8 protein-coding genes and 1 riboswitch are annotated in these 11,710 nt (G+C 46.5%); all 8 genes read right to left on the bottom strand.

Annotated features, from left to right (window positions below; genetic code table 11):
- Window positions 1–144 precede the first annotated feature (144 nt).
- On the bottom strand, window positions 145–2,532 hold the full coding sequence (locus ACYVAA_RS20670) for a TonB-dependent receptor (RefSeq protein WP_460545470.1): 2,388 nt from the start codon (window positions 2,530–2,532) through the stop codon (window positions 145–147).
- Window positions 2,533–2,615: 83 nt separating this feature from the next.
- Window positions 2,616–2,712: riboswitch (TPP riboswitch) on the bottom strand.
- A 264-nt stretch (window positions 2,713–2,976) separates the two neighbouring features.
- The gene (locus ACYVAA_RS20665; protein WP_460545468.1) at window positions 2,977–3,510 is read right to left on the bottom strand and encodes an AAA family ATPase; all 534 of its coding nucleotides are present in this window, start codon (window positions 3,508–3,510) and stop codon (window positions 2,977–2,979) included.
- Window positions 3,494–4,114, bottom strand: coding sequence for a nicotinamide mononucleotide transporter family protein (gene pnuC, locus ACYVAA_RS20660; RefSeq protein WP_460545466.1), 621 nt, complete (start codon window positions 4,112–4,114; stop codon window positions 3,494–3,496). Before pnuC ends, ACYVAA_RS20665 begins: the two co-directional genes overlap by 17 nt.
- A gap of 839 nt (window positions 4,115–4,953) precedes the next feature.
- Complete coding sequence (recG, locus tag ACYVAA_RS20655) at window positions 4,954–7,047, bottom strand: ATP-dependent DNA helicase RecG (protein ID WP_460545464.1); 2,094 nt, start codon at window positions 7,045–7,047, stop codon at window positions 4,954–4,956.
- 140 nt (window positions 7,048–7,187) lie between these two features.
- Window positions 7,188–8,351, bottom strand: coding sequence for an MFS transporter (locus tag ACYVAA_RS20650; protein WP_460545461.1), 1,164 nt, complete (start codon window positions 8,349–8,351; stop codon window positions 7,188–7,190).
- 49 nt (window positions 8,352–8,400) lie between these two features.
- A complete protein-coding gene (locus ACYVAA_RS20645; protein ID WP_460545459.1) occupies window positions 8,401–8,748 on the bottom strand; it encodes a TfoX/Sxy family protein in 348 nt (115 codons plus the stop codon).
- A gap of 198 nt (window positions 8,749–8,946) precedes the next feature.
- On the bottom strand, window positions 8,947–10,278 hold the full coding sequence (locus tag ACYVAA_RS20640; protein ID WP_460545457.1) for a Gfo/Idh/MocA family protein: 1,332 nt from the start codon (window positions 10,276–10,278) through the stop codon (window positions 8,947–8,949).
- 377 nt (window positions 10,279–10,655) lie between these two features.
- Entirely contained in the window at window positions 10,656–11,702 is a 1,047-nt protein-coding gene (locus ACYVAA_RS20635; protein WP_460545473.1) for a phosphotransferase enzyme family protein, read from the bottom strand.
- Window positions 11,703–11,710: the final 8 nt, after the last annotated feature.

Raw genomic sequence — 11,710 nt, 5'->3', positions numbered from 1 at the left:
GTAAATTTATTTCTCACAGATTCCACAGAATTCCACGGAATTAAAAATCTTTTCTGTGGGTTTCTGTGCATTCTGTGAGAGATGGTTTGCTAAGTTAGAGCTACTGGTGTCTTTGCGGATATACATATAACTTTATAACTCCCCCTAGAACTTCACGTTCACTCCGGCCATAAAGTTGGTACCTGCCATAGGGTAATAGTAGTTTTCTGTCACTAATTCTCTTCCAGAGCTGCCCGGCACAAAATAGCTGAAGGTATAGCCATTGGGCTCGTATTTTTCATTGAAGACATTGTTCACTTTCACATTAAACTCCAGCGCTTTTACAAAACGTGGCCTAACAGAGTAGCGCAACCTTATATCCTGTGTGTAATAAGCATCCAGTTTACGGCTGTCATTCTGGGTATTGTCCAGGTACTGGTCATCCACATATTTGGACATCAAACTGATCTCCATATTCTTAATGGGCCTAAAATCAATGACTGTAGAACCCACCACCTTAGGAGAGAAGGCAATGTCGGTATCTGTATAGGAAAAGGACTCCTGTTGGAATTGCTCGGCAGCATAGTCGTCCACATACTCCGTAAATTCCTTGATCTTATTTTTGCTAAAGGCAATATTACCGCCCAAAGTCCACTTCCGTGAGACCTTCACTGCTCCATCCAGCTCTAGCCCAGCGCGGTAGGAACTTTCTACATTTTCACGGATATAAGCACCCACATCATTGATCTGCCCGGTCAGGATAAGCTGGTCCTTATAGCCCATATAATAGAAATTGGCATTATAACTGAAATTACCTTTTTGCGCCCTGACACCGGCCTCCACGTTGTTTAATCTTTCTGGCCGTGGGATTTCGGTGATGGGATTGTCGGTAAAATCACTCCTTACCGGCTCCCTATTGGCCACCGCATAAGAGGCATACCAGGTTTCTCCATTTCCGGATTCATAGCTTACTCCCAGTTTAGGGTTAAAGAAATCATAATGTTGGGAACCATCTACTATTCGACGGTCATCGTTTACCCCCTCAAACCGGTAATCAATCTGCCGGAATTGCAGATCTCCAAACAGGTATAAACGCTCTGCCACTTCATAAGTGGCCTTGGCATAGATGTTCCGGTCATCCTTTACCGCATTATTGTCGTAATAACGGTCCCTTATTTCGGTGTCTCCCGCAATTCTCGCCCAGATGATCTCCCCAAAATGATCACCATCATAGCGGTTGGCACCTCCGCCCAAGATCACATCCCAAAGGCCATTGTCAGCAACATAGTTCATGGAGAACACCCCGCCATAAAAATCATTGTCCAGCCACCTTCTTCGGATAAAGTCCGTGCTTTCAATGGTCTCACCTCCGATCACCACAGGGTCCAGTCCGTAACTGGCAAAGTCATCGTCCTCGCGGTACTGCTCGTAATAACCTCTTCCATAAGTATAATGCAGGGCAGCATTGGCTTTCCAGTTTTGGCCAAACTTACCCGTATAGATAAACTGGTAGTGGTCTTGCTGGTAGTTATCAGTTTCATTCTCATAGGTGTAATAGTTGTAGGTCCTGTCATCCTCCAGTTTGGATTCTGGCAGTCCCCACCAGGACTGGTAGGTCTGTTCCTTCCCTGAGAAAACGTTCACCTTAAACACATGGTCATCGCCATAGTATCCTCCGGAGACAAAATAGGACTTTAGGTCAGAAAAAGCCCTATCCACATATCCATCTGAGGTGATCTGGGACAGGCGCGCATCCACCGCCCACCGGTTGTTAAGCAGGCCAGTACCCGCTTGCACGGTATGTTTCCAGGAGTTGAAAGATCCATAGGAATTGGCCACTTCAGCATACGCTTCCTCCTTTTTGGTATTGGTTTGAATATTCATGCTGGCCCCAAAGGTAGCGGCCCCATTGGTGGAGGTTCCCACTCCACGCTGGATTTGAATATTATCTACAGAGCTTGCAAAATCAGGCATATTGACCCAAAACACCCCATGTGATTCCGCATCGTTCATGGGAATCCCGTTGACGGTCACATTAATACGTGTTTGATCCGAACCTCTTATCCTTAAACCGGTATAACCGATACCCGCTCCTGCATCGGAATGGGTGACCACCGAAGGGGTGTAATTGAGTAATACCGGAATATCCTGCCCCAAGTTGTTCTTTGCCAACTCTTCCTTGTCGATAATCTGGAAAGTAGTCGGAGTGGTTGCTGACGCTCGCGTTGCAGAAACGATAAATTCTTCGGTCAGCAAGGTACTTCTATCCAGTCTAATGGTGATTTCTTCTGCAGGAGCCTGGATAAGACGCTCATGCACATCATAGCCCACAAAGGACACTCTTAGCTGATATTCTCCGGAAGACACATTCTTAATGGTAAACCGCCCTTCCACGTCCGCGGTGCTGCCTCTACCTGTCCCTTCCAATATTACATTGGCACCTATTAGGGCCTCTCCTGTTTCCGCATCCGTCACCACACCGGTCACCTGGTTTTGCGCCATGGCATAAAGCCCGACCAACAGCATCGCTGTGGTCATCAATAATCGTTTCATAATGAAAATGAATTAATTTGGTTAAACATCGAAGTAGTCAAGGGGTGACCACTTCTTCAGTTGTTTACCCGTGTTCCATTACTATAATGGAAATCGCATTTCCCTTCGCCGGCACTACCCGGATCAGGTATTATGGGTATGATCTCAGCCCGTTGCTTTTGGGCACCCCTTATTCGATCTTTCTTGATGCAAAGTTAGAAGGTTTAATGGAGAAAGTAAACCTGCAGGAAGGGAGAACTGAGATTAATCCCGATTCTGGCTTCTACAACTATTTGATGGTCGTTAAGTATCAAGATACAAGTACGAAGTATCAAGTACGAAGGACAAAGAGGGAAGTTTGAAGTACAAGATGGGAAGAATGAAGTTCGAAGCTCAAGACTCAAGACTCCCTACTCGATACTCCTTACTACAATTATCTATTCGATAGCCCCAACTGAATTTAACTTAGCCAGCCAATAACTGCTCTACTGCCTTTTTGGCCATGGCCAATCGTTGCTCCAAATTTCCGGAAACCTTGACCACAGGCACCCCTGTGCCCTGCATCAAACGTTCGTACCAATCATAAAAAAACTTTCGCATGGCCGGATCGGGATATTCCCGCTGGGGATCAGCCTCCCAAGGAATGTCTATATCCGTCAATAAATAGAGGTCATATTTCCTCGTAGAGAGTTGTTCGATGATCCAAGAGGCCGTTTTACGGTATTTGTGTTCGCTCCAAACCTGAAGCACATGTAAGTCAGTGTCACAAAAAAGAAGTCCGTCTGCTTTTTGGGCCTGTTTGTCCTCCAAATCCAATTGTCCTTTTGCTATTGCCAGCAAATCTCCATAGTCGTATTCCCTGTTCAGCCTATCAATATACTCCCGGGCATACTCCTTCACCCAAGGGGCTTCAAAGTGCTTTGCTAGCGCGGCGGTAAGGGTACTTTTTCCCGTAGACTCCGGACCTATGACAACAACTTTCTTAAGCTTCCTTTGCATATTTTTTAGCAGATTTCATCCAGGCGATCAGTCCAATGACCGCCAAAATAGTGAAAAACAGGAACTGAAAAGAGGTTAACACCAGCCCTTTGTAAAAGTAAAGAGGGACAGAAACCAAATCGGTGATGATCCAGGCAATCCAATTTTCCACCTTTTTTTTGGCCATCAGGTACATGCCCACAAAAGCCGAGGAAGTGGTAAAGGAATCCCAATAAGGCACATCACTGTCTGTATAGCTGGATAAAACAAAATACAAAACCGCGTAAGAGACCAGCAGTAGGCCAATGGAAAACAGCCAGCCTTTCCACTTCAGCCAGGTCACCGGCAATACCTCTTTTCCTTGTTTTGGGTGGGTCCACACGTACCAACCGTAAATGGACATTGAGAAATAATAGGCATTGATGCCCATATCTGCATAAAGCTTCACATCCAGGCAAATCCCTACATAGATCAAGGTGCTGATGATACCGGTAGGATAGACCCATATATTTTCGCGCATGGAAAAGTACACGCTGGCCAGCCCAAAAAACACCGCAACTGTTTCCAGCCAAGTTATCTGTTGCAGGCCTGCTACCAGGCCGTCCATGATCCATTGCCAATCCATGCCCCGAAATAAGGGGAAAAATCAATGAAAAGGAAATGTTTGGGACGGGAAGATTGGTGGATGGTAGAATTGAAAGATCTAAAGATTGGAAAATTTCAGAAAGCAAGAATGCTTCTGACAGCAACTCTAAGGTCTTCGATTAATTCAGGAAAACATAGGGGTAAAAAGGGATTACAAATCCCTACTATCCCGGTTCGGAATTGCAAATTCCGAACAGCTTCGTTAAAGCACTCTATTGAAATCTACGGGTTTTGGCAGCAAGTTGTATGCCCTACTTCTATTTATCCGGCCAAAACATGCCCCTTACGGCCACCTTTGCCTGGGGCGGCAGCCCCATTATTAATCTGCCCCTTTGGGGCGGGCCCATTCTTCATTGCCTTTCATGACGACAACGAAATATTACGTGTTTAAGACTTAGCGCAATTTACTTATGAGACAGCTTCAACTATCCCAGTTCGGAATTCCAAATTCCGAACAGCTTCGTTAAAGCCCTCTTTTAAAATCCACGGGTTTTGGCGGCAAGTTGTATGCCCTATTTCTATCCATCCGGCCAAAACATGCCCCTTACGGCCACCTTTGCCTGGGGTGGCAGCCCCAGGCTATTATTAATCTGCCCCTTTGGGGCGGGCCCATTCTTCATTGCCTTTCATGTCGACGGCGAAATATTACGTGTTTAAGACTTAGCGTAATTTACTTATGAGACAGCTTCAACTATTCCGGTTCGGAATTGCAAATTCCGAACAGCTCCGTCATGCATCATTCGGTATGGTACATTCATCATTCCTTCATATTTGATACTAGTTACTCAAGACTCAAGACTCAATACTAAATACTCCCTACTAACTTATCCTACTCCAATTCACCGCATGTTTCTTTTGGTTCTTGACCTGCCTTAGTACCATAGCATTTTGCGGAAGAACCAGCTCGGGGTCTTCCTGAACCAGTTGTTGTGCAGCATCCCGCGCCATGGTAAGAATAGGAGCATCCTTGCTGAGGTCGGCTATCAGCAGATCGGCCACGCCGCTTTGTTGTGTCCCCATCAAATCTCCCGGTCCACGAAGTTTCAAGTCCACATCGGCAATTTCAAATCCGTTATTGGTCCTCACCATGGTATCCAGACGGACCCGGCTGTCTTTGGAAAGCTCATATTTGCTCATCAAGATACAGTAAGACTGTTCCGCTCCCCGGCCTACCCTTCCCCGAAGCTGGTGCAGTTGGGAAAGGCCAAAACGCTCGGCATTCTCGATGACCATCACCGAAGCATTGGGCACATTGACCCCTACTTCGATGACCGTGGTCGCCACCATGATTTTGGTTTCTGCCTTGACAAAGCGCTGCATCTCAAAATCCTTGTCCGCAGGCTTCATGTTTCCATGCACGATGCTGATTGGGTACTGGGGGAAAGCCCGGCAAACACTCTCATAACCATCCATCAGGCTTTTCAGGTCCATCTTTTCGGATTCATCGATCAAGGGGTAAACCACATAAATCTGCCTCCCCAGCTCAATTTCCTTTTTCATAAAGCCAAAGACTTTTAGGCGGTCTTTGTCAAAGCGGTGTACCGTCTGAATGGGCTTTCTGCCTGCAGGCAGTTCATCAATGACCGAAATATCCAGGTCCCCATACAGGGTCATCGCCAAGGTCCTTGGTATAGGAGTAGCCGTCATGACCAGCACATGCGGGTAGAAATCCCTATTCTTGGCCCATAGCTTGGCCCTTTGCGCCACACCAAAGCGGTGCTGCTCATCCACGATGGCCAATCCCAAATTGTGAAACTGCACCACGTCTTCCAGCAAGGCATGCGTGCCGATCAGAATGTGCAGCTGCCCATTGAGGAGCTCTCCATGTATACGCTTTCTTGCGGACTTCTTGGTGGAGCCCGTCAGCAAGTCAATACGCAACCCCATTTTATCTGCAAACTCCCGCAGCCCCTCATAATGCTGGGAGGCAAGGATTTCAGTGGGAGCCATCAGGCAGGTCTGGGTTCCTGAACTGATAGCGATCAGGGCACAGATAAAGGCTACCATGGTTTTTCCACTGCCCACATCCCCTTGAATCAGGCGGTTCATCTGCTTACCGGAGCGCATATCGGCATAAGCCTCCTTGATCACCCGTTTTTGCGCATTGGTCAGCTCGAAAGGCAAATGATCGGTATAAAACTGGTTGAGCAGTTCGATCTGTTTAAGGATCTGTCCCTTGAACTTTTCGGTACGGGTCAGTTTGAGTTTGAGCAGGCGCAGTTGGACGAAAAAAAACTCCTCAAATTTCAACCTGAACCTGGCCCGCTTCAGCAGCTCAGGATCATTGGGAAAATGGATTTGCTTGATTGCCTCCTTTTTGGGCATCAGGTTAAAGCGTTGCAAAATCTCTGCAGGCAGTGTTTCCTGAATCTGGGGAAAGGCATTTTGAACCAGCACCTCCATGATACGCGAGATCCCCTTGCTGTCCAAAAACCTGGCCCGGAGCTTTTCAGTAGTAGGGTAAACCGGTTGAAAGAAGCTTTTTTCTTCCTTGGCTGCCGTCAAAGGTTCCATTTCTGGATGGGCTATGCTATAGCGCCGGCCATATTGGTTGGGCTTGCCAAAGAAAATATAGGTAGCGCCGGGCACCAATTTTTTGGCCACCCACTGTATGCCCTTGAACCAGGTGAGCTCCATCTCTCCCGTATCGTCTTCAATATAGGCCACCAGCCTCTTTTTCCGCGCCATGCCAATAGCTTCTACCTTGCGGATGCGGGCGATTACCTGCACGTGCTCCAGATTGCCGTTGATTTGGTTGATTTTGTAGAATTGGGTGCGGTCTTCGTAGCGGAATGGATAATGCTGAAGAAGCTCACCAAAGGTAAAAATGTTCAGCTCTTTATTGATCAAAGCTGCTTTTTGTGGGCCTACTCCCTTCAGAAACTCAATTTTGGTATCAAAGAATCCCGGCAATTTCCTGCTTACTTGGTGGTCAAATCAAACTCGGCCACAAATTAATTTTTAATACGCTGAAAAACTATTGAAGGGGTGGATAATTAACCAAAGTCAGCCATAAGCTGTCGCCTTAATGCCTACCGGAATATCCAGAGTAGCTATTTTTTCCACAATGCCCAGAGTCCCAAAACTGGCCCGAGCACCAAAAAGAGATAAATGTAGCGGAGATCCAGTTCCTCCCTCAAAAAATTCAGCAATTGGATACTAAAAATGGTGATGGAAAAACCGATGCAGTTGACAATGGTCAAAGCCGTGCCTTTGTTTTCAGCGGGGGCATTATTGGCCACAAGGGTAGAAAACAAAGGTGAATCCGCCACCACTGCCAGGCCCCAAACCAAAAGAAACAGCAAAAACAAGGTTGCTGAACCCTGAAGGAAGAGCAGTGGAGAAATAAAACAGCATGCCCCCGATAGTGTCAGGGCTGTCGAGGCTAGCTGCTTACTCCCCCAGCGCTGAGATAAAAGCCCCCCAACAACGCAGCCCATACTTCCGACACCAATAATCAAAAATGACCACAGGGAAATGTCAAAATAAACTCCGGGATGAAAAGCTTGATAAGTCCTCAGGATAAGCGGAACAAATGCCCATAGAGCATACAGCTCCCACATATGGCCAAAATAGCCAAAAGCAGCCGCTCTAAAGGAGGGCTTTTGAAAGATCCTGAACAGGGCGGACAGGTCGAGTTGTGTGGCTGGTCTTCGGAAAGGACCATTAGGAACCATTGCCCCTATCACTAGCCCTCCACTTAAGGCCAGGACAGAGGTGAACCAGATCACCGAGCGCCATGGCAATCCTGCCGTAAATGCTTTTAAAAAATGGGAAAAGGAAGTCCCCAGTACCAAAGCACCGACCAGAAAACCAAAGGACTTGCCCAAGCCTTTTTCAAAATAATCCGCGGCAATCTTCATCCCTACCGGATAGATTCCAGCCAAGGAACATCCCGTCAAAAAACGAAAGACAAGGAGACTGGCCAATGTATTCCCTGACCAGAGCGTACCCAGATTGAAAACGGCACCCAAGACGGCGGAGAGCAGAAAAACCTTTGAGGGCGAATAACGATCAGCAATGTTCAACGAGGCAAAAACCAAGGTACCAGCAATAAACCCGAGTTGCACCGCTGAAGTCAGGTGCCCCAAGGCACTTATGTCCAATTGAAAATCCCTGAGCAGCTCCTCCATCACCGCATTGCCGGCAAACCAAAGAGAGGTACAGCAAAACTGGGAAAAAACAATGAGGGGAAGAACTTTTCGATCGGAGGTCATACTTTCTTTAGAAATGCCTATCGGGAAGAAGATAACAAATCAAAAATAGCTATTTCTTTCTTCTTTTGCTTGATTTGGCCTGAGGGTTAAACTGCAGGCACTTATCGATCCAGTATTCCAGTTGCGGTTCGGTGTCCACCACGGTACCATCTATAAATACAAACCCCTTCATACTTTTTCCGGTAAAATTCATTTCCATGCAGCCCGGCTGCTGCAATGCCTCCGCATATTGCTCAGGCCCTACTCGTGCCATGATCCTGTCTTCATGTACCCCGATGGACATCTTACCGTTGACCATAAAGCACAGCCCACCCATCATTTTCTTTGCCTCAAAAGGCTTACCTGACCTACCCAGGACATGTTCTATTCGATCTGCTAAAAAGGTGTTATAAGCCATAAATTGAGTTTTCGGTATTATGTAATTTAAGCTAAAATAATGGATATTTCAATGAATTTGGGTAACTAGAACAGCTACATCAGAGATTACCCCTGCCTCTTTTCTCAGGTAAAGGCTAAAAGTCAGGATCAAGTCAAAAAATTAGTTGGGCACAAAAAAAGGGACCGAAGCCCCTTTTTTTTCTTATGTTAATTATCATTAAAATTCCCTGTAGGGTGCATCCAATAAGGCATTGGCTTCATCCTCGGCAAAACGTGCCGTCTTCGCATCCCAGTGCAATTTCTTATTTGGGAAGCGACCGGCAATGGTTCCCAACAAAATCGTTTCGGTCAATCTGGCCGAATATGAGAAAGGCGCACTACATTCTCCTTTGCCCAGGCAGGCATCCACAAACTGATGGTAATGCTTGTCCCCTTCGGAGCCGTAGTCCCTTACCGGCTCTCCCAAATGCTCCGTACCGCTGAGGTCCAGCTCCTGGTACTCGCCATCCACAATCAGCTTAGGCAATTGCATAAAGTGAGGCAACAACAACCTTCTGCCGTCTTCGCCGATAAACATGGCCCCTTGATCAGGCAATTTATCGCCGTTTGGCAGTTTGAGATCCTTGTGGTCCTCAGGGGCACCTGGACCGTCATACCATACCCACTTCAAAGTTTTGGTGGTATAGGGCGTGCCAGGGAATTTATAAGTCACTTCATTTTTCTCCGGGAAACCAAAGCCGGTAGGCTTACGGCATTTGTTTTTGATGGTCATAGGCACATCCAGCTCCAAGGCATTGTAAGGAGTGTCAAAAATATGAACCCCCATGTCACCTAGAGTACCACAGCCATAGTCCAATAATTTTCTCCAGTTGCCAGGGTGGTAAACGCCCTCTTTGTAAGGTCGCTCAGCTGAAGTCCCCAACCAAAGGTTCCAGTCCAAGTGGGATGGAACAGGATCTGAGCCCTCAGGTGCAGCACCATCATAGCCCCAGTTTTTTGGAGACCAGGCCCTTACCGTCTTCACCTTACCGATAATACCTTCCCTGATCAGGTGAGTGGCCAACATATAATCATAGAATGAATGGACCTGAATCCCCATCTGGGTGATAATATTGTTATCCTCAGCAAATTTCTTCATGGCCCTCGCCTCCGTAACGTGGTGGGTCAAAGGCTTCTGGCAATATACCGGCTTGCCCTTTTCCATGGCCAACATGGATGCCGGAGCATGGGTATGGTCCGGAGTAGACACCACTACAGCATCTATCTTGTCGGCCATGTCCTTCATCATTTCTCTGTAATCCGAATACGTTTTTGCATTGGGATGCATGGCTTTTGCCTTGGCCAATAACTTGGAATCCACTTCACAAAGCGCCACTACTTCCACTGAAGAATGCGAAGTCATGGAGTTCAAGTCGGCAATCCCCATCATGCCAAGACCAATATGGGCTGTACGAAGTTTTTTCGCCTTTGTAAAAGACCAAGCTGATCCAGGCAGCATAGAAACAGCAGCCAAAGCCGCGGTATTTTTGAGAAAGGTTCTCTTTTTCATAATGTGCAGGTTATCTAAATGGTGGTCGCCATTCGTTTATTTTGACAAATTTTTTACAACAAGAACACCAAGATACAAAAAAATTTACAAATTGATCTCCTCCGTTCATGTAATTATTCATGTCCAAGGGCCTAGTACGAAATAAAAGGCATGCACTGAATTATCCCAAAATACACAGAATAACTCTCTGCTGCTCCATTGAAAAAGATAAAAATACTTCTCCACCGATTAATGGAAGAAAACTACTTCGATTCTTTCAGAAAAGGCCATGGTTACGAAGATATCCAAAAACGGACAAAGGCTGTTATTCACTGCTTTTCTCTAACCAGCAAAACCTTAAAAGCAGCTGGCAACTAGTTTATTGCAATGGCATATAATCAGGAAACGCGTTCCATCAATGTTCCGATATCTTCCCTTTTACTTTGGAGTGCCTGAAGCAACAGGGCCTGATTCTTGGCACGATCAAGGTTCTGTTCAGGATAACTTATCGGATAATAAATATTGCCGTTCAAATAATCCGTCAAAAAACGTAGCCCCATAATGCAGGCCATCATCTCGCCTCCAAAGGGTAGAGACTCCTTTTCCTCCTCGGTCAGCACATCCCCCATAGCAGCAACAAAGCCTTCCAACAAGGCTGCATATTTGTTCAGGTCCACATCTATCTTTTCCCAATCCACAGAGGATTCTTCCTCGGTACAGGTAACCGTCCTTACCAAATCCCCGAAATCGTAAAACACGTAGCCGGGCATCACCGTATCCAGGTCGATCACCGCATTGATCTTATCAAAGCTAGGGTCGAAAATGACATTGTTGATCTTGGTATCGTTGTGTGTCACACGTTTTGGCAGCACCTCTTCAAAATGCTTGTAACGCCTCACCAGTAACACTTGCTTCTTATAAAATGCAACCAGCTTTTCCACTTCCCCTACCAACTCCACCTTGGTATTTTTCAGGGCTGTTTCAAATTGACGGTAGCGAAGCGACAGGTCATGAAAGCCTTCAATTACCTCTGAAAGCTTATTGGCCTCTATCCCGACACAGGCTTTGATAAAGCCCCCAAAAGCCTGGGCGGCCAAAAATGCCTGCTGTGGCTCCTCCACCTTATCGATACACTCCCCGGTCACATAGGGAAACAGACGAAAGCAGCCCTCTTCATGATCGGTAAACAAGTGGCCCGAAGTGGTTTTTATCGGCAGCGGAAGGAAAAAATCCAAGGGTTTATCGGACAAATGGTCCTTCACCAGCTGTAGGTTTCCGGCAATACGATCCGGATAAGGAAACACACTTTGATTAAAACTCTGGAGGATAAATTGCTCCTTGATGCTGTCCACCAAATAGGTCTTATGAATATGGCCTGAACCATACCTTTTTACCCCTTCTACCTTCTCCTCATGTCCATAATCCCTGAGAAGCTGATCAATTATCGCCTCCA

This window comes from Echinicola sediminis, assembly GCF_054777495.1.
Note: the sequence above shows the minus strand (reverse complement) of the source record. Positions and strands in the feature narration are given on the sequence as shown.